The 18,716-nt window shown below is 61.7% G+C and carries 18 protein-coding genes; 8 read left to right on the top strand and 10 right to left on the bottom strand.

Annotation, left to right across the window (positions count from 1 at the left end):
- Nucleotides 1–56 precede the first annotated feature (56 nt).
- The 5 genes from lon (at nucleotide 57) to cmoB (ending at nucleotide 5,499) form a co-directional block, all read left to right on the top strand.
- The gene (gene lon, locus BFN10_RS04460) at nucleotides 57–2,477 is read left to right on the top strand and encodes an endopeptidase La (RefSeq protein ID WP_071488647.1); all 2,421 of its coding nucleotides are present in this window, start codon (nucleotides 57–59) and stop codon (nucleotides 2,475–2,477) included.
- Between the two features lie 240 nt (nucleotides 2,478–2,717).
- Nucleotides 2,718–3,107, top strand: coding sequence for a protease inhibitor I42 family protein (locus tag BFN10_RS04455; protein ID WP_071488646.1), 390 nt, complete (start codon nucleotides 2,718–2,720; stop codon nucleotides 3,105–3,107).
- Between the two features lies 1 nt (nucleotide 3,108).
- Nucleotides 3,109–3,765 carry a lysoplasmalogenase gene (locus tag BFN10_RS04450; RefSeq protein ID WP_071488645.1) on the top strand — a complete coding sequence of 219 codons (657 nt, stop codon included), beginning with the start codon at nucleotides 3,109–3,111 and terminating at the stop codon, nucleotides 3,763–3,765.
- 37 nt (nucleotides 3,766–3,802) lie between these two features.
- Nucleotides 3,803–4,546, top strand: a complete 744-nt coding sequence (cmoA, locus tag BFN10_RS04445) for a carboxy-S-adenosyl-L-methionine synthase CmoA (RefSeq protein WP_071488644.1) — start codon at nucleotides 3,803–3,805, stop codon at nucleotides 4,544–4,546.
- Nucleotides 4,543–5,499: a tRNA 5-methoxyuridine(34)/uridine 5-oxyacetic acid(34) synthase CmoB gene (gene cmoB / locus BFN10_RS04440; protein WP_071488643.1), complete on the top strand. Its 957-nt coding sequence runs from the start codon at nucleotides 4,543–4,545 to the stop codon at nucleotides 5,497–5,499. Before cmoA ends, cmoB begins: the two co-directional genes overlap by 4 nt.
- Before the next feature lie 142 nt (nucleotides 5,500–5,641).
- Here the strand turns inward: cmoB and tadA are convergent, their stop codons facing one another.
- From tadA to lptF, 10 genes are all read right to left on the bottom strand, one after another.
- A complete protein-coding gene (gene tadA, locus BFN10_RS04435; RefSeq protein WP_071488642.1) occupies nucleotides 5,642–6,139 on the bottom strand; it encodes a tRNA adenosine(34) deaminase TadA in 498 nt (165 codons plus the stop codon).
- Nucleotides 6,139–7,521 carry a multicopper oxidase family protein gene (locus tag BFN10_RS04430; RefSeq protein WP_071488641.1) on the bottom strand — a complete coding sequence of 461 codons (1,383 nt, stop codon included), beginning with the start codon at nucleotides 7,519–7,521 and terminating at the stop codon, nucleotides 6,139–6,141. The genes tadA and BFN10_RS04430 overlap by 1 nt, the downstream gene beginning before the upstream one ends.
- Before the next feature lie 131 nt (nucleotides 7,522–7,652).
- The gene (pdxJ, locus tag BFN10_RS04425) at nucleotides 7,653–8,396 is read right to left on the bottom strand and encodes a pyridoxine 5'-phosphate synthase (RefSeq protein ID WP_071488640.1); all 744 of its coding nucleotides are present in this window, start codon (nucleotides 8,394–8,396) and stop codon (nucleotides 7,653–7,655) included.
- A gap of 51 nt (nucleotides 8,397–8,447) precedes the next feature.
- Nucleotides 8,448–9,137, bottom strand: coding sequence for a DNA repair protein RecO (gene recO / locus BFN10_RS04420; protein ID WP_071488639.1), 690 nt, complete (start codon nucleotides 9,135–9,137; stop codon nucleotides 8,448–8,450).
- A 163-nt stretch (nucleotides 9,138–9,300) separates the two neighbouring features.
- Nucleotides 9,301–10,203, bottom strand: a complete 903-nt coding sequence (era, locus tag BFN10_RS04415) for a GTPase Era (protein ID WP_033902448.1) — start codon at nucleotides 10,201–10,203, stop codon at nucleotides 9,301–9,303.
- Nucleotides 10,196–10,885, bottom strand: coding sequence for a ribonuclease III (gene rnc, locus BFN10_RS04410; RefSeq protein WP_012722401.1), 690 nt, complete (start codon nucleotides 10,883–10,885; stop codon nucleotides 10,196–10,198). Before rnc ends, era begins: the two co-directional genes overlap by 8 nt.
- 150 nt (nucleotides 10,886–11,035) lie before the next feature.
- Entirely contained in the window at nucleotides 11,036–11,890 is an 855-nt protein-coding gene (gene lepB / locus BFN10_RS04405; RefSeq protein ID WP_071488638.1) for a signal peptidase I, read from the bottom strand.
- Between the two features lie 5 nt (nucleotides 11,891–11,895).
- On the bottom strand, nucleotides 11,896–13,695 hold the full coding sequence (gene lepA, locus BFN10_RS04400; protein ID WP_003188853.1) for a translation elongation factor 4: 1,800 nt from the start codon (nucleotides 13,693–13,695) through the stop codon (nucleotides 11,896–11,898).
- Nucleotides 13,696–13,846: 151 nt separating this feature from the next.
- The gene (lptG, locus tag BFN10_RS04395) at nucleotides 13,847–14,926 is read right to left on the bottom strand and encodes an LPS export ABC transporter permease LptG (protein WP_071488637.1); all 1,080 of its coding nucleotides are present in this window, start codon (nucleotides 14,924–14,926) and stop codon (nucleotides 13,847–13,849) included.
- On the bottom strand, nucleotides 14,919–16,037 hold the full coding sequence (gene lptF, locus BFN10_RS04390) for an LPS export ABC transporter permease LptF (protein WP_071488636.1): 1,119 nt from the start codon (nucleotides 16,035–16,037) through the stop codon (nucleotides 14,919–14,921). Before lptF ends, lptG begins: the two co-directional genes overlap by 8 nt.
- 284 nt (nucleotides 16,038–16,321) lie before the next feature.
- Here lptF and BFN10_RS04385 point away from each other — a divergent pair, with 284 nt between their 5' ends.
- From BFN10_RS04385 to BFN10_RS04375, 3 genes are read left to right on the top strand one after another with little or no spacing between them, the layout of a single operon-like run.
- Nucleotides 16,322–17,812, top strand: coding sequence for a leucyl aminopeptidase (locus BFN10_RS04385; RefSeq protein ID WP_071488635.1), 1,491 nt, complete (start codon nucleotides 16,322–16,324; stop codon nucleotides 17,810–17,812).
- 51 nt (nucleotides 17,813–17,863) lie between these two features.
- Nucleotides 17,864–18,292 (top strand): DNA polymerase III subunit chi, encoded by a 429-nt coding sequence (locus tag BFN10_RS04380; protein WP_012722396.1) that lies wholly within the window; start codon nucleotides 17,864–17,866, stop codon nucleotides 18,290–18,292.
- 4 nt (nucleotides 18,293–18,296) lie between these two features.
- Nucleotides 18,297–18,683, top strand: a complete 387-nt coding sequence (locus BFN10_RS04375; RefSeq protein WP_083351543.1) for a DNA polymerase III subunit chi — start codon at nucleotides 18,297–18,299, stop codon at nucleotides 18,681–18,683.
- The last annotated feature ends 33 nt before the right edge of the window (nucleotides 18,684–18,716 follow it).

The raw sequence follows: 18,716 nt of genomic DNA, 5'->3' as shown, positions 1-18,716 counted from the left end.
GAAACCACCACTGCCCCGCCCCATCTAAGCACCATACTTCCTTATGCAGGTGCCCCATGAGCGACCAGCAAGATTTCCCCGATTACGACCTCAACGACTACGCCGACCCCGAAAACGCTGAATCCGCCTCGTCCAATACCGGCCTGGCCCTGCCTGGGCAAAACCTGCCGGACAAGGTCTACATCATCCCGATCCACAATCGGCCGTTCTTCCCGGCGCAAGTGCTGCCGGTGATCGTCAATGAAGAACCGTGGGCCGAAACCCTGGAGCTGGTAAGCAAGTCCGACCACCACTCCCTGGCCCTGTTCTTCATGGACACGCCGCCGGAAGACCCGCGCCACTTCGACACCTCCAGCCTGCCGTTGTACGGCACCCTGGTGAAGGTGCACCACGCCAGCCGCGAGAACGGCAAGCTGCAATTCGTCGCCCAGGGCCTGACCCGCGTACGCATCAAGACCTGGCTCAAGCACCACCGCCCACCGTACCTGGTGGAAGTTGAGTACCCGCACCAGCCCAGCGAGCCGACCGACGAGGTCAAGGCCTATGGCATGGCACTGATCAATGCGATCAAGGAACTGCTGCCGCTCAACCCGCTGTACAGCGAAGAACTGAAGAACTACCTCAACCGTTTCAGCCCCAACGACCCGTCGCCGCTCACCGACTTCGCGGCCGCGCTGACCTCGGCCACCGGTAACGAGTTGCAGGAGGTGCTGGACTGCGTGCCCATGCTCAAGCGCATGGAAAAAGTGCTGCCGATGCTGCGCAAGGAAGTCGAGGTCGCACGCCTGCAAAAAGAACTCTCCGCCGAGGTGAACCGCAAGATCGGCGAGCACCAGCGCGAGTTTTTCCTCAAGGAACAGCTCAAGGTCATCCAGCAGGAGCTGGGCCTGACCAAGGACGACCGCAGCGCGGACGTCGAACAATTCGAGCAACGCCTGGAAGGCAAGGTGCTGCCGGCCCAGGCGAAGAAACGCATTGACGAAGAGTTGAACAAGCTGTCGATCCTCGAGACCGGTTCGCCGGAATACGCGGTGACGCGCAACTACCTGGACTGGGCCACCTCGGTGCCGTGGGGCGTGTATGGCGAGGACAAGCTCGACCTGAAACATGCGCGCAAGGTGCTGGACAAGCACCATGCGGGCCTGGACGACATCAAGAGCCGCATCCTCGAGTTCCTCGCGGTGGGCGCCTATAAAGGCGAAGTCGCCGGCTCCATCGTGCTGCTGGTCGGCCCGCCGGGTGTGGGCAAGACCAGTGTGGGCAAATCCATCGCGGAGTCCCTGGGGCGGCCGTTCTACCGCTTCAGCGTCGGCGGCATGCGCGACGAGGCCGAGATCAAGGGCCATCGCCGTACCTACATCGGCGCGCTGCCCGGCAAGCTGGTGCAGGCGCTCAAGGACGTGGAGGTGATGAACCCGGTGATCATGCTCGACGAGATCGACAAGATGGGCCAGAGCTTCCAGGGCGACCCGGCGTCGGCGCTGCTGGAAACCCTCGACCCGGAGCAGAACGTCGAATTCCTCGATCACTACCTGGACCTGCGCCTGGACCTGTCCAAGGTGCTGTTCGTGTGCACCGCCAACACCCTGGACTCCATCCCCGGCCCGCTGCTGGACCGTATGGAAGTGATTCGCCTGTCGGGCTATATCACCGAAGAAAAAGTCGCCATCGCCAAGCGTCACCTGTGGCCCAAGCAGCTGGAAAAAGCCGGTGTGGCGAAAACCAGCCTGACCATCAGCGACGGCGCCCTGCGCGCACTCATCGACGGCTACGCCCGCGAAGCCGGGGTGCGCCAGTTGGAGAAACAGCTGGGCAAACTGGTGCGCAAGGCGGTAGTCAAGCTGCTGGATGAGCCGGACTCGGTGATCAAGATCGGCAACAAGGACCTGGAAAGCTCCCTGGGCATGCCAGTGTTCCGCAATGAGCAAGTGCTGTCCGGCACCGGCGTGATCACAGGCCTGGCCTGGACCAGCATGGGCGGCGCAACCTTGCCGATCGAGGCCACGCGCATCCATACGCTCAACCGCGGCTTCAAGCTCACTGGGCAATTGGGTGAAGTGATGAAGGAATCTGCCGAAATCGCCTACAGCTACATCAGTTCGAACCTGAAGTCGTTTGGCGGCGATCCGAAATTCTTCGATGAAGCCTTCGTGCACTTGCATGTGCCGGAAGGCGCCACGCCCAAAGACGGTCCCAGCGCCGGGGTGACCATGGCCAGCGCGTTGTTGTCGCTGGCGCGTAACCAGCCGCCGAAAAAAGGCGTGGCCATGACCGGCGAACTGACGTTGACCGGGCATGTGCTGCCGATTGGCGGGGTGCGCGAGAAGGTCATTGCGGCGCGGCGCCAGAAGATTCATGAACTGATCTTGCCGGAGCCGAACCGCGGGAGTTTTGAAGAGTTGCCGGAGTACCTGAAGGAAGGCATGACGGTGCACTTTGCCAAGCGCTTTGCGGATGTGGCGAAGGTGCTCTTCTGACAGCTATCCAGCGCCTGGTAGGCCCCCTGTGGCGAGCAGGCTTGCCCTGCGTTGGGCTGCGAAGCAGCCCCTCTTTAAAGCAGCCCATTTTTCCTGAAAGTGTGGGTCGTTAGTTTTGGGGCTGCTTCGCAGCCCAACGCAGGGCACGCCTGCTCGCCACAACAAGCCTGCTGCCCTGTTGTCACACCTTGTCTCATCTTCGGTTATGCTCGCCCTTCGTCGTGAATGAACGGAGCCCCCATGACCGCTGCCCGCCTGCTTCTCCCCTTGAGCCTTGCCCTGCTGGCCGCGTGCGCCAGTGCACCGAAGCAAAACGTCACCGTGGACAACCAGAGCGCCTGCCCGCTTCAGCTTAAAAGCGGACAAAACCTGACCCTCACCCTCCCGAGCAACCCCACTACCGGTTACCGCTGGGCCATCCAGGATTCCGCCGGCGGCGTACTGCGCGCGTTGAGCCCTGAGGTCTACAGTAGCAGCGAGTCGGGCGTGATCGGCGGCGGCGGCCAATCGACCTGGCGCTTCCAGGCCTTCGCCGCCGGCCAGGGCCGTTTGCGCCTGACCTCCCAGCAACCCTGGGAGCCGGAGGCCGAACCTGTCGAAACCTTTGACTGCACCATTACGGTGAACTGATATGCCTTGGCTGATTCTTGCGTTGATGGGCGCCGGCACGTTCATCTACGGCCTGAGCACCCATGCCACCTTGCTGTGTCTATTGGTCAAGCCGCTGCCGGTACTTGCGCTGCTGGGCTGGCTGCATGATGCGCCGCCCACCGACTATCGACGCTGGATCAGCCTTGGGCTGATTTTTTCCCTGGTGGGGGATGTGCTGCTTGCCTGGCCCGGCGACCTGTTTATCTTTGGCCTGGGGGCGTTCCTGTTTGCGCACCTGGCGTATCTCAAGGCCTATTTCAGTGATTGCCGCCGCCTGGCGCTGCTGCCGCTGCTACTGGCGCTGGGGGTGGGCGCGATCCTGCTGAGCATCCTGATTTCCCACGGCCTGGGCGATCTGCTGATTCCGGTGGTGGTGTATGCGCTGGTGATCAGCGCCATGCTCTGGCGCGCATTGGCACGTTTGGGCAGTGAAGTGCCGCAGCGCTCGGCACTGTTGGCGGCGTCGGGCGCGGCGTCGTTTGTGTTTTCCGACACGCTGATCGGGATCAATCGGTTTGTGGTGGCGTTCGAGGCGGCGCCGTATTTGCTGATCGTCACTTATTGGCTCGGCCAGTGGGGCATCACCGCTTCGGCTTTCCATCAGACAACCCGCGCATCCGAGGGCCAAGTTGGCTAAAATGCCGGCCTTTCCCCCCTCGTCCCCCGGAACAGCCGTGAGCAAAGAACCCGATCGCCTATTCGCCCAGCCCCTGCCCCAGGTGCCGGACTTCGCCTTCAACGAAGACGTGGTGCGGGTGTTCCCGGACATGATCAAGCGCTCGGTGCCCGGTTACCCGACCATCGTCGAGAACCTCGGCGTACTCGCGGCACAATTTGCCCAGCCCAACAGCGTGCTGTATGACCTGGGCTCGTCCCTCGGCGCCGTCACCCAGGCCCTGCGCCGCCATGTGCGCACCGACGGTTGCCGGGTGATCGCGGTGGATAACTCGATAGCCATGGTCGAGCGCTGCCGTGAGTACCTCAATGGCCAGGACTCGATGTTCCAGGAGTTGCTGCCGGTCGAGGTGATCGAGGGCGATATCCTCGCGCTGCAATTTGCCCCGGCCTCGGTGGTGGCGCTGAACTTCACCCTGCAATTCATTGCCCCCGATGAGCGCCTGGCGTTGCTCTCGCGCATCCGCCAGTCGCTGTTGCCGGGTGGTGCGTTGATCCTCTCGGAGAAGCTGCGCTTCAACGATGCCGAAGAACACGCGCTGCTCACCGACCTGCACATCGCGTTCAAACGCGCCAACGGCTACAGCGAACTGGAAATCGCCCAGAAGCGCAGCGCCATCGAAAACGTCATGAAGCCCGACAGCCTCGAAGAACACCGCGAACGCCTGCTGGCAGCCGGGTTCTCGAAAGTCGTGCCGTGGTTCCAGTGTCTTAACTTTGCCTCGTTGATTGCCTTGCCATGATTGATCTTTCCCCCCTCGCCCGCCATCTGGTCGGCACTCCCCTGGCCGTGTGGGCCCAGGGCCTGCAAGCGCAGCTCGACAGCAAGATGGAAAAGGGCCATGGCGACCTGGAGCGTTGGCAGAGTGCGTTGGATGCGCTGCCAAACATCCAGCCCAGCGACGTGGATTTGCTCAACGGCCTGACACTCGATACCGACTGCGACGATGACACCCGCGCGCAGATGCACACTGCATTGATGGGCCTGAGCCCGTGGCGCAAAGGGCCGTTCAACCTGTTCGGCGTGCATGTGGACACCGAATGGCGCTCGGACTGGAAGTGGTCGCGGGTTGCGCCGCACCTGAACTTGAAGGGCAAACGTATCCTCGACGTAGGCTGCGGCAACGGTTACTACATGTGGCGCATGCTTGGCGCCGGCGCTGACAGCGTGATTGGCGTAGACCCGAACTGGTTGTTCTTCTGCCAGTTCCAGGCGGTACAGCGCTACCTGTCCGAGCCCAGGGCCTGGCACCTGCCGTTCCCGTTCGAAGACCTGCCGGCAAACCTGGAAGGCTTCGACACAGTGTTTTCCATGGGCGTGTTCTACCACCGTCGTTCGCCGATCGAACACCTGCTGGCGCTGAAAGACACCCTGGTCAAAGGTGGCGAACTGGTGCTGGAAACATTGGTGGTCGAAGGCGATCAGCAACAAGTGCTGGTGCCGGAAGATCGCTACGCGCAGATGCGTAACGTGTGGTTCCTGCCCTCAGTACCGGCACTGATGCTATGGCTGCGCCGTGCAGGCTTCACTGATGTGCGCTGCGTGGATGTGAGCGTGACCACCGTCGAGGAACAGCGCGGGACGGAGTGGATGAAGTACCAGTCGTTGAGTGACTTCCTCGATCCCGAAGATCACAGCAAGACCATCGAAGGGCTGCCGGCGCCGATGCGGGCGGTGATCATTGCCAGGAAATGACGCTGATACCTCACTGATAAAATAGAGTTCCAAATGTGAGAGGGGGCTTGCCCCCGATGGCGGTGCATCAGTCATAAATATGCTTACTGACACACTGCTATCGGGGGCAAGCCCCCTCCCACCTTTTGATTTCCAGCGTCGTTTAGAGAGCAGATTTGGCCCGGCGCGCCCTGAAGAACTCGCTCAAGACCGTCCCGCACTCCTCAGCCAGCACCCCGCCTTCAAACAACACTCGATGATTCAGAAAGCCCTGGGTAAAAAACTGCCCCTGGCTTTGCACGACTCCCGCCTTGGGCTCCAATGCGCCATACACCACCCGCGCAACCCGTGAATGCACGATCAAACCGGCGCACATGCTGCACGGCTCCAGGGTCACATACAGCGTGCTGCCCACCAGGCGGTAATTGCTGATGGCTTGCGCGGCGGCGCGGATGGCGACCATCTCGGCGTGAGCGCTGGGGTCGTTGCCGCTGATCGGGCAGTTGAAGCCTCGACCGATGATCTCGCCGTCCTGCACCAGCACCGCGCCGACGGGCACTTCTCCCAGCGCGGCGCCTTGGGCGGCGAGGGCCAGGGCTTCGCGCATGAAGTCCTGGTCGCGGCTGCGATCAATGATTGCGGTTGGGCGGATCTGGCGCATTACGCCACCTCGATGGCGGCCATCAGGCCGGTTTCCATATGGTCGATCACGTGGCAATGGAACATCCAGACGCCTGGGTTATCCGCCACCAGTGCCACGCGGGCACGCTCGTTCTTGCCCAGCAGGTAGGTGTCGGTGAAATACGGGATCACCTTGTGCCGGTTCGAGGCGATCACCTTGAAGCTCATGCCGTGCAGGTGGATCGGGTGCTGGTACTGGGTCATGTTCTTCAATTCGAAAATGTAGCTCTTGCCCTTCTCCAGCTTGGCAATCGGGCGGTCGGCGCACGTCTTGTCGGTGATGTCCCAGGCCTTGCCGTTGATCTGCCACAGGCTGGGTGGCTTGCCGTTGTCGGTGTTGACCGAGACCGAACCCACCCACTCGAAATTGAAGTTGAGTTTCTCGGCATTGGCCAGGTCCGGTTCGCTGATCGGGTTGGCGGGCAACGCAGGCGGCCATTCGCCTGGCGCATCGGTGTTGGCGACCGAACGGAAGGTGCCGAGGCGCACCGGACCGTTGCGGATCGACAGTTCCTCACCCACCGGCGGCGCCTTGATCGCCAGGCAGATACGCATACCAGGGCCCAACCAATATTCCTTGCCCAGGGGGCGTGGCTCGATGGGGTTGCCGTCCAGCGCGTAGATCTGCGCTTCAACATCCGGGATGTTGATGCGATAGGTCAGGGTGTTGTCGAGGTTGAGCAACCGCACGCGGGTGATCTGCCCGGCCGGCAAATCGATCACCGCCTGGGACACGCCGTTGATCGTCGACAAACGCCCTGCCGTACCGCCCCGAGCGGCCTCACGCGGGATACTGAATGCGACGAAAGCACCCTCTTCGTCCACATGCCAGCTTTTCAGGCTGAGGGTGCGCTCGTGCTTGAAACCGGTGGGTTCGCGCTCTTCGATGATCAGCGGGCCAACCAGGCCACGGCCAAGTTCTTCGCTGCTGTTCACGTGGGGGTGGTACCAGTAGCTGCCGGCGTCGGGTACGCGGAATTTGTAGTCGAAGTATTCGCCGGGCAGGACCGGCAATTGAGAGACGTAGGGCACGCCGTCCATTTCCAGCGGCAGGCGAATGCCGTGCCAGTGAATGGTGGTGGCGACCGGCAGGTGGTTGATAAAGCGTACCCGCAGCCATTCGCCCTGGCGCACCCGCAACTCGGTGCCCGGCGCCGAAGGGCCGAACGCCCAGGCTTCGGTCTTGTGCCCTGGCACCAATTCCACGTCCAGTGGCGCGGCGATCAGCTCGTAGTCGTGCCCCGCCTCGGCTTCGGCAACTTTCCCCAGCCAGTAGCGGTAGCCGCCACCGGCACCGACGCCCACTACGGCCAGGCCTGCAAGACCACCCAGGATTTGTCGACGGGAAAAGGATCGGGACACAACAACCTCACGTATCGGCCGCAGGCCCAAGGCCTGCAAAGGGCAGATACGATACACCTGCAACGGCTAAACAGTAAGGGTTCGCATGTGGGAGGGGGCAATCCCCTCCCACATTGCAACTGCATCGTTGTTTAGTGCTTGGCGGCAGCCAGGATCAGGGCTTTCATTTCGGCGACAGCGCCTTTGAAACCGACAAACAGCGCATGGGCCACCAGCGCATGGCCGATGTTCAGCTCGTTGATACCCTTGATCGCGGCCACGGCTTCGACGTTATGGTAATGCAGGCCATGGCCGGCGTTGACGATCAGGCCTTGCTTGAGGCCGCAGCTCACACCGTCGATGATGCGTTGCAGTTCCTCGGCCACTTCGGTGGGCGTGGTGGCGTCGGCGTAGCGGCCGGTGTGCAGTTCGATCGCCGGTGCGCCGACACGACGCGAGGCTTCGATCTGGCGCTCGTCGGCGTCGATGAACAGCGAGACTTCACTGCCGATCTTCGACAAGCGCTCCACGGCGGCTTTGATCCGCGCTTCCTGGCCGGCCACGTCGAGGCCGCCTTCGGTGGTCAGCTCCTGGCGGGTTTCCGGCACCAGGCAGATGTGTGCCGGGCGGATGCGCTCGGCGAACTGCATCATTTCTTCGGTAACGCCCATTTCGAAATTCATGCGGGTTTGCAGCACATCCTTGAGCAGCAGCACGTCGCGCTCCTGGATGTGGCGGCGGTCTTCGCGCAGGTGCACGGTGATGCCGTCGGCGCCCGCTTCTTCGGCGTCCAGCGCGGCCTTGACCGGGTCAGGGTAACGGGTGCCCCGGGCCTGGCGCAGGGTGGCGACGTGGTCGATGTTGACGCCAAGAAGAATGCGATTGCTGGTGCTCACGGAAGCGCTCCTGAAAAGGGAAAGAAACGCCGCACAGCATACACGGGGTTGTCAGGGCTTTCGAAACAACTCGCGGCTGACCAGCGGCCGGCCGCCCAGGTGCACGGCCAGGGCCTGGCGCATCAGGCGCTTGGCGGCGGACAAGGCGCCGGGCGCCGTCCAGTCCGCTTCGCTCATGGCCAGCAGCTCGGTGCCCTGGAACAGGCCAGGTTGCAGCAGGTACACGCGCTCCAGGCCGGCGTCCACTTGCAGGCGATACATGCCATCGGCGGCGATGGGCTCGCCGTGCAGGTCGTTGGCCAGTTCGAAGCCGTAGCCCAGGTCGTCGAGCAGGCGCCATTCGAACGCACGCAGCAAGGGTTCCAGGGGACGGCCTTCGGCCAGGGCGAGCAAGGTGGCGGCGTAGTGATCGAATACTGCCGGGTGCGGGTCTTCGGCGGGGAGCAGGCGGATCAGCAGTTCATTGAGGTAAAGGCCGCTGAACAGCGCATCGCCGTTGAGCCAGGCCGAGGTGCCCACGCTTTCCATGCGGCCGACGTTTTGCAGCTCACCCTTGCCGCGAAACTCCACGTCCAGGGCCACGAACGGCCGCGCCAACGTGCCCGCCTTGCCCCGTGCACTGCGCAAGACGGCGCGCAGGCGGCCTTGGGGCGTGAGGAAGTCCACCAGGGCGCTGGTCTCGCGGTAGGCGCGGCTGTGCAGGACGTAGGCGAGTTGGCTGGGGGGTGGGGATTGGGACATGGCTGCTCACTGCTGGAATGCACTTTTGAAAACGACACAAACCTAATGTGGGAGGGGGCCTGCCCCCGATGGCTGTGTGTCAGTCACTTATTTGTCAACTGACCCACCGCTATCGGGGACAAGCCCCCTCCCACATTTTCAGCCCCGCGGTGCATTCAGGACCTTACAGGTCGCCATAGCCCAGGGAACGCAGTGCACGCTCGTCATCGGACCAGCCGCCCTTCACCTTCACCCACAGGTTCAGCATGATCTTGGAATCGAACAGCAATTCCATGTCCTTGCGCGCCTCGGTGCCGATGCGCTTGATACGCTCGCCCTTGTCGCCAATGATGATTTTCTTCTGACCGTCACGCTCGACGAGGATCAGCGCATGGATGTGCAAGGTCTTGCCCTGCTGCTTGAACTCTTCGATTTCCACGGTGATCTGGTACGGCAGCTCCGCACCCATCTGGCGCATGATTTTCTCGCGCACCAGTTCAGCGGCGAGGAAACGGCTGCTGCGGTCGGTGATCTGGTCTTCCGGGAAGAAGTGCTCGTTCTCCGGCAGGTGCTCGGCGATCACGCGCTCCAAGGCATCGAGGTTGTGGCCGTGCTGGGCCGAAATCGGGATGATCTGGGCGTTCGGCAGTTGTTCCTGCAGCCAGCTCAAGTGCGGCATCAGCTCGGCTTTGTCTTCGATACGGTCGGTCTTGTTCAGCGCGACGATCAACGGGCCGGTGACGTACTGCACGCGTTCGAGGACCATCTGGTCTTCGTCGGTCCACTTGGTGCGGTCGACCACGAAGATCACCACGTCGACGTCTTTCAACGCCGCCGAAGCGGTCTTGTTCATGTAGCGGTTCAGGGCTTTCTCGCCACCTTTGTGCATGCCTGGGGTGTCGACGTAGACCGCTTGCACGGTGCCTTCGGTCTTGATGCCCAGCATGTTGTGGCGGGTGGTCTGCGGCTTGCGCGAGGTGATCGCCAGCTTCTGGCCAAGGATGTGGTTGAGCAACGTGGACTTGCCCACGTTCGGGCGGCCGACGATGGCAACATAGCCACAGCGTGTTGCGGTTGAATCAGTCATGGCCATTCTCCACGCCCAGGGCAATCAGTGCTGCGGCGGCCGCTACCTGTTCGGCAATACGACGGCTCACACCCTGACCTCGGCTTTTTTCGTTCAGTAAGGTGATTTCACATTCCACGAAGAACACGCGGCAATGGGGCTCACCCTGGATATCCACCACTTCGTAGCGTGGCAGTTCGCACCCGCGGGACTGCAAAAATTCCTGCAGGCGGGTCTTGGGATCTTTGTTGGTGTCGACCAGCGTGAGGCTTTCGATCTCGGAGGTCAGCCAGGCAGTGACACGTTCCTTGGCGGCTTCCATGCCGGCATCGAGGTAGATGGCACCGATCAGCGCTTCAAGGGCATCGGCCAGGATCGACTCGCGACGAAAACCACCACTCTTCAACTCGCCGGACCCCAGGCGCAGGTACTCGCCCAGGCCGAAGCCACGGGCCAGCACGGCCAGGGTCTCGCCCTTCACCAGGCGCGCACGCAGGCGCGACAACTGGCCTTCACGGGCTTGGGGGAAGCGCTCGAACAGCGCCTCACCGGCGACGAAGTTGAGGATGGCATCACCGAGGAATTCCAGGCGCTCGTTGTTACGCCCGGCAAAGCTGCGGTGTGTGAGGGCAAGGACCATCAGTTCCTGATCCTTGAAGGTGTAGCCGAGCTGGCGCTCGAGACGTGCTAGAGAAACGGTCACGGTTTATCCATATCTAGTTGGTGGCACCGGCGGCCATCGACGATTGACGCAGTGTTCAAATTCAAATCCTGGTTGGTGCCGCATGAGGCAGGACCGATTTGTCCCCACCCCAGAAAAGCATTCGGCGCTGTGATCACAGCGCCGCCTGTATTACTTGATCAGCCCGATCCGCGAGAAGTTCGGCAGGTGGCTGAGTTTGGGTTCCGGCCAGCTCATCCAGACCGCAAAGGCCTTGCCGACGATATTCTGGTCGGGAACCATGCCCAGCAGGTCCTTGGGAATGTTGGGGTCATCCCAGTACCGGCTGTCATTGGAGTTGTCGCGGTTGTCGCCCATCATGAAGTAGTGCCCGGCCGGAACCTTCCACTGCCCATCAGGCTGGGCACGGTAGCGGCTCATTTCCTTGCGGATTTCGTGCTCCACCGCACCGAGCTTTTCCTGGTACAGCTCGGCGCTGCCCAGGCTGTTCGGCTCGGAACCCAGCAGCTTTTCAGCCACCGACTCACCATTGATGAACAGGCGCTTGTCACTGGTGTAGCGAATCACGTCGCCCGGCAAACCAACCACACGCTTGATGTAGTTGACATTCGGGTCGCTCGGGTAGCGGAACACCATTACATCGCCGCGCTGCGGGTCACCGACTTCGATGACCTTCTTGTCGATCACCGGCAGGCGAATGCCGTAGGAAAACTTGTTCACCAAGATGAAGTCGCCCACGTCCAGGGTAGGCTTCATCGACCCCGACGGGATCTGAAACGGCTCCACCAGGAAAGAACGCAGCACCAGCACGATGAACAACACCGGGAAGAACGACTTGCCGTATTCAACCAGCAAAGGCTCTTTGTTCAGCTTCTCGATCACCACGCCATCGGGCTGGCTGACGCTGCCCTGATAGGCCGCGATAGCCGCCCGCCGACGCGGGGCGAAGAACACCAGATCGAGCAACGCCAGGAGACCGCAAACGGCAACGGCGATGACCAGCAACAGCGGGAAATTTAGCGACATAGGACCTAACTATCCAACCTGAGCACCGCAAGGAAGGCTTCTTGTGGAACTTCCACGTTACCTACTTGCTTCATGCGTTTTTTACCGGCCTTTTGCTTCTCAAGCAGCTTGCGCTTACGGCTTACGTCACCGCCGTAGCATTTGGCCAGTACGTTCTTTCTGAGTGCCTTGACGGAGGTCCGCGCAATGATCTGCCCGCCAATGGCGGCCTGGATCGCGACGTCGAACATCTGGCGCGGAATCAGTTCTTTCATCTTCTCGGTCAACTGGCGACCTTTATAGTGCGCGTTGTCCTTGTGCACGATCAGTGCCAGGGCATCGACCTTGTCGCCGTTGATCAGCACATCCAGTTTCACCAGATTAGCCGATTGGTAACGGTCGAAATGGTAATCCAGCGAAGCATAGCCGCGACTGGTGGATTTGAGACGGTCGAAGAAGTCCAGCACCACCTCGTTCATCGGCATGTCGTAGGTCACCTGGACCTGGGTGCCGAGGAACAGCATGTCGCGCTGTACGCCACGTTTCTCGATGCACAGGGTGATAACGTTGCCCAAGTGTTCCTGCGGCACCAGGATATTGGCGCGCACGATCGGCTCGCGCATGTCTTCGATCGCCGAGAGATCCGGGAGCTTGGACGGGTTGTCGACGTAAATCGTTTCACCGGTTTTCAGCAACAACTCAAAAATAACGGTCGGCGCAGTGGTGATCAGGTCCAGGTCGTATTCGCGCTCGAGGCGCTCCTGGATGATTTCCATGTGCAGCATGCCCAGGAACCCGCAACGGAAGCCGAAGCCCAGGGCGTCGGAGCTCTCCGGGGTGTACTGCAACGACGAGTCGTTGAGGGTCAGCTTCTGCAGGGCTTCGCGGAAGTCTTCGAAATCGTCGGAGCTGACCGGGAACAGGCCGGCGTAGACCTGCGGCTGGATGCGCTTGAAGCCTGGCAGCACGTCGACGTCCGGCGTGGAACTCAGGGTCAGGGTGTCACCTACCGGTGCGCCGTGAATATCCTTGATGCCGGCGATGATGAAGCCCACTTCACCGGCTTTCAGATCAACGGTCGCGGTGTGCTTGGGGTTGAATACACCGACGCTGTCCACCAGATGGATCTTGCCGGTGGACTTGACCAGGATCTTGTCGCCCTTCTTCACGCGGCCATGGCGCACGCGCACCAGGGACACAACGCCCAGGTAGTTGTCGAACCAGGAGTCGATGATCAACGCTTGCAGCGGATCTTCGTAGTTGCCGGTCGGCGCAGGGATGGTGTGCACCAGGCGCTCGAGCACTTCGTCGACACCCAGGCCGGTCTTGGCGCTGCAGGTGACGGCGTCGGTGGCGTCGATGCCGATGATCTTCTCGATCTCTTCCTTGACGCGCTCAGGCTCGGCCTGGGGCAGGTCGATCTTGTTCAGCACGGGCATGACTTCCAGGCCCTGCTCGATCGCGGTGTAGCAGTTGGCAACCGACTGCGCCTCCACGCCCTGGCCGGCGTCCACCACCAGCAGGGCACCTTCACAGGCCGCCAGGGAACGGCTGACTTCGTAGGTGAAGTCGACGTGGCCCGGGGTGTCAATGAAGTTCAGCTGGTAGGTGATACCGTCTTTGGCCTTGTAATACAGAGTAACGCTGTGGGCCTTGATGGTGATGCCGCGCTCGCGTTCGAGGTCCATGGAGTCCAGGACCTGGGCTTCCATTTCGCGCTCGGCAAGGCCACCGCACATTTGGATAAACCGGTCGGCCAGCGTCGACTTGCCATGGTCAATGTGGGCGATGATGGAGAAATTGCGGATATGACTCAAATCACTCACGGATCAACACTCAAAAAGGCTGCAGGCAGATTGCCCGCTGAAAAATAGCCGGGAATTGTACCTGATGCTCAGGCCAGACGTCATCTTTGGTGACCAGAACAAAAATGCCCCGATCTCTCGACCGGGGCATTTTTTGATCATAAGCGCGACATCAGCCGGCTCGACGCAACAGCCAGAACCCGGCCAGGGCGCAGATGCCAGTGGGCACCAGCACCGCAAACAGCGGCGAGAAGCCAAACACCAGGCTCGAAGGGCCAAGCAGGTCCTGGGCGATGCGGAAGGTGAAGCCCACCAGCACACCCGTGAATACACGCTGGCCCAGGGTCACCGAACGCAGCGGGCCGAAAATGAAGGAAATCGCCATCAACACCAGTGCGGCGGTCACCACCGGTTGCAACACCTTGACCCAGAATGCCAGCCAGTAGCGGCCGTTGTTCAGGCCCTGGTCCTTCAGATAGTGGATATAACCCCACAACCCGGAGATGGGCAGGCTTTCCGGGATCATCACCACGGTATTCAGCAACTCCGGCTTGAGGGCGATATCCCATTCCTGGCTCGGTACGTTGATCACTTCGGTGCTGGCCTTGGTGCCTTGGCCAATATTGCGGAAGTAGGTAGTGGTTACATCGCTGAGTTGCCACTTTTCGCCACCGTACTGCGCACGTTTGGCGAAGCTGGACTCCAGCAGGTGACGCTCCTTGTCGAACGTGTAACGGGTCACACCAATCAACAGTCCGCCGGGCTGCACGGCGTTGATGTGGATGAACTCATCGCCCTGGCGGTGCCACAGGCCATGCTTGGAGCTTTGCGCATCGCCTGACCCCTGGGCCAGGGCACGATTGGCCTGGGCAGTGGTTTCGGCTGGTGGCGCGACGTATTCGCCGATCAGCACGCTGCAGGCCATCAGCAGCAGCATGGGCTTCATCACCGCCCAGACGATACGACCAATGGACACGCCAGCAGCGCGCATGATGGTCAGTTCGCTATTGCTGGCCAGGCTGCCCAGGCCGATCAGGCAGCCGATCAGCGCGGCCATCGGCATCATGTCGTAGAGGCGACGCGGCGCGGTGAGGGCCACATAGCTCAGCACGTCCCACACGGTGTAGGTGTCGCTGACATTGCTCACTTCATCGATGAAGGCGAACAACGACGCCAGACCGAGGATGATGCCCAGTACCGCCAGGATGGCGATCAGTACGCTGCTACCAATGTAGCGATCGAGCTTAGCCACGAGCCAACTCCTTCTGGCCACGACGGCTCATCATTTTCAAACGGATCGGTTCCCAGTAGAGCAGCCCCAGGCCGATCAATAGAAACATCCCATGCACCCACCACAGGCCCAGGGTCGGCGACAACTTGCCCTTCTCCAGGGAGCCACGGGCGGAAATCAGGATGGTCAGGTAGGCCATGTACAACAGGATTGCCGGCAACAGCTTGAGGAAGCGGCCCTGGCGCGGGTTGACGCGAGACAGCGGCACGGCCATCAAGGTCACGATGAACACCAGCAGCGGCAGGGAGAGTCGCCATTGCAACTCGGCGATGGAACGCAGTTCCTTGCTGCCCCACAGATCAGGCGTCGGGATGGCATCACGGTCGGTGACTTCGTCGCTGATGTCCGGACGAGCCAGCATCACGCCATAGGTGTCGTACTTGATCGCGCGGTAATCGGCCATGCCCGGGCTGCCGTCATAGCGGTAGCCATTTTCCAGGATCAGGTAGCGGCTGCCATCAGGACGGACTTCCTGGCGCCCCGAATCGGCCACCAGCACGGAAATGCCACGGTCTTTCTTGTCCTGGCCCAGGCGTTTCTCGGAGATGAACACGCCGCCCAGGTTGGCGCGGTCGTCGGTCAGGGTTTCGGTGTAGGTCACCCGGGAACCGTCATTGAGCGCCTGGAAGCGACCGGGTTCGAGGGTGTCGAACTCGGTCATCGCGTCCTGCTTGTTCAGTACCAGCTGGAACTGCAGGGCACCCTGGGGCGCCAGGCTCAGGCTCAGCCAGGCCACGATCAGCGCGATGCCGGCGGCCGGGATCATGGTCATGCCCAACAGGCGCTGCTGGCTCATGCCGGTGGCCGAGAGTACGGTCATTTCGCTTTCGAGGTACAGGCGGCCATAGGCCAGCAGTATCCCGAGGAACAGGCCCAACGGCAGGATCAACTGCAGGAAGCCCGGCAGGCGAAAGCCCATGATCAGGAACAGCGAACCCGGGTCCAGGGCGCCGGAGGCAGCCTGGGCCAGGTATTTGACGAAACGACCACTCATGATGATGACCAGCAGCACCGCACTCACGGCACTCAGGGTCAACAGGACTTCGCGGGACAGATAACGGAAGACGATCAAACCAGACACTCCAGGGTTGTCAGGCTAAGGCGGCCAAACAAGCAAGCATACCGAGACAGCCCATTTACACAGGGCCGGCTAAAAAGATGGCGCATTATCCTGTGATTGACCGCGCCTGTCACGGAGCTTGCTCGTGCACACGCACAAAGCGTGCACCAAGGGTTGTCAGGCTCCGTCGGCGAGGTTCAAACTGCGGCCTTTGTCGCCGGCGGCTTACACGGCTGCCTGGTATTAAAGCCGGAGTACAGACTCTTGGCCAACCGACCTTTATAAGGGACCCGAAAATGGAACTGGTTGTAAAAAGCGTTAGCCCCGAAACGTTGAAAACCGCCACCCTCGTGGTCGCCATCGGCGAAGGCCGCAAGCTCGGCGTGGCCGCCAGGCAACTCGACGAACTCAGCGGCGGCGCCATCAGCGCGGTGCTCAAGCGCGGCGACCTGGCCGGCAAAGTCGGCCAGAGCCTGCTGCTGCAAAGCCTGCCCAACCTGAAAGCCGACCGCGTATTGCTGGTGGGCGTGGGCAAGGACGCCGAACTGGGTGACCGTCCGTTCCGCAAAATCATCAGCGGCATCTTCAGCACCCTCAAGGGCCTGGGCGGCAGCGACGCGACGCTGGCCCTCGACGAAGTCGTGGTCAAAGACCGTGACAGTTATGGCAAGACCCGCCTGCTGGCCGAGAGCCTGGTAGACGGCGGCTATATCTTCGACCAGTTCAAGAGCACCAAGACCGAACCCCGCGCCCTGAAGAAAATCACCCTGCTGACCATCAAGGCCGCCCAGGCTGAAGTCCAGCGCGCCGTGACCCACGCCACGGCCATCGCCAACGGCATGTCGTTCACCCGTGACCTGGGTAACCTGCCGCCGAACATCTGCCACCCGACTTTCCTCGGCGAACAGGCCAAGGCGCTGGGCAAAGAGTTCAAGGGCCTGAAAGTCGAAGTGTTCGACGAGAAGAAGATCAAGGAACTGGGCATGGGCTCGTTCTATGCCGTGGGCCAGGGCAGCGACCAGCCGCCACGCCTGATCGTGATGCAATACAACGGCGGCAAGAAGTCCGAGAAGCCTTACGCCCTGGTGGGTAAAGGCATCACCTTCGACACCGGCGGCATCAGCCTCAAGCCGGGCCTGGGCATGGACGAGATGAAGTACGACATGGGCGGCGCCGCCAGCGTGTTCGGCACCCTGCGTGCCGTGCTGGAACTCAAGCTGCCGATCAACCTGGTGTGCATCCTGGCCTGTGCCGAGAACATGCCGAGCGGTGGCGCGACCCGTCCGGGCGACATCGTCACCACCCTGAGCGGCCAGACCGTCGAAATCCTCAACACCGACGCCGAAGGCCGCCTGGTGCTGTGCGATGCCCTGACCTACGCCGAGCGCTTCAAGCCGCAGGCTGTGATCGACATCGCCACCCTGACCGGCGCGTGCATCGTCGCCCTCGGCTCCCACACCTCCGGCCTGCTGGGTAACAGCGACGAGCTGATCGAGCAATTGCTCAGCGCCGGTAAAGCCGCCGACGACCGCGCCTGGCAACTGCCGCTGTTCGATGAGTACCAGGAACAGCTGGACAGCCCGTTCGCCGACATCGCCAACATCGGTGGCCCGAAAGCCGGCACCATCACCGCGGCCTGCTTCCTGTCGCGTTTTGCCAAGAACTTCAACTGGGCGCACCTGGACATCGCCGGCACGGCCTGGACCAGCGGCGGCAAGGACAAGGGCGCCACTGGCCGTCCGGTGCCGCTGCTGACCCAGTACCTGCTGGATCGCGCCAAGGCCTGAAACTGAAGATTCCGGGGCGACGCGTATGTCGCCTCGGTCTCGGGAACCGCAATGACTCAAGTCGACTTCTACATACTGCCCAGCGCCGATCCGCTCGCGCGCCTGGACTTTGCCTGCAAACTCACCGAAAAAGCCTGGCGCATGGGCCACCGCATCTACCTGCATTGCAGCGATGCTGCCCAACGCGATGAGCTGGATGCCCGCCTGTGGCGCTTCAAGGGCGAAAGCTTCGTACCCCATGGCCCCGCCGAGTCTGAACCTGAAGGGCTGGTGGTGCTCGGTTTGGGCGACAGTTGTGGCGATCACCATGACCTGTTGGTCAACCTGGACCTGAAAGTGCCGCCGTTCGCCAAGGCGTTTGCCCGTGTGGCCGAGGTGGTGGTGGAAGATCCGGCTATTCGTCAGGCCGCGCGGGAGAGTTTCCGTTTCTACCGCGAACAGGGCTATCCTCTCCAGGATCACCGGCTACAACGACTTTGAGTAAATGATGGACACGCCAAACCCGCTGAAAAAAGATGACCACCTGCTGGACGACCTGGAGTCGATCCGTCAGTTACTGGGTGATGATGACTTGCAACCGCCGCTGTTGACCGAAACGGTCGAGGGCGAGGTACAGATTCCGCTGCTGTTCGACATGGTCGGCGGCAAACCTGTCGCGCCGGAGCCGGTTGTCGAAGCACCCGCCGTCGCACCTGCCCCCGCTGAAAAAGGGCCCGACGCCCTGCTACTGCACCTGGACAACGAACTGCGCGCCGCCGCACAACTGATCATGCAGGACGTGATCGACGACTTTGCCCCGCATATCGAAACCGAGATCAAGCGGCGACTGGATGCGCGGATGGAGCGGCTGCTCAGCCAGTACCAGTCCTGAGCCTTGCATAATCTCCCTGTGGAAGGGGCAAGC

This window comes from Pseudomonas extremorientalis, from assembly GCF_001870465.1.
In the GTDB taxonomy this organism is placed as follows: domain Bacteria; phylum Pseudomonadota; class Gammaproteobacteria; order Pseudomonadales; family Pseudomonadaceae; genus Aquipseudomonas; species Aquipseudomonas extremorientalis.
This window is presented reverse-complemented; position numbering and strand designations above follow the sequence as displayed.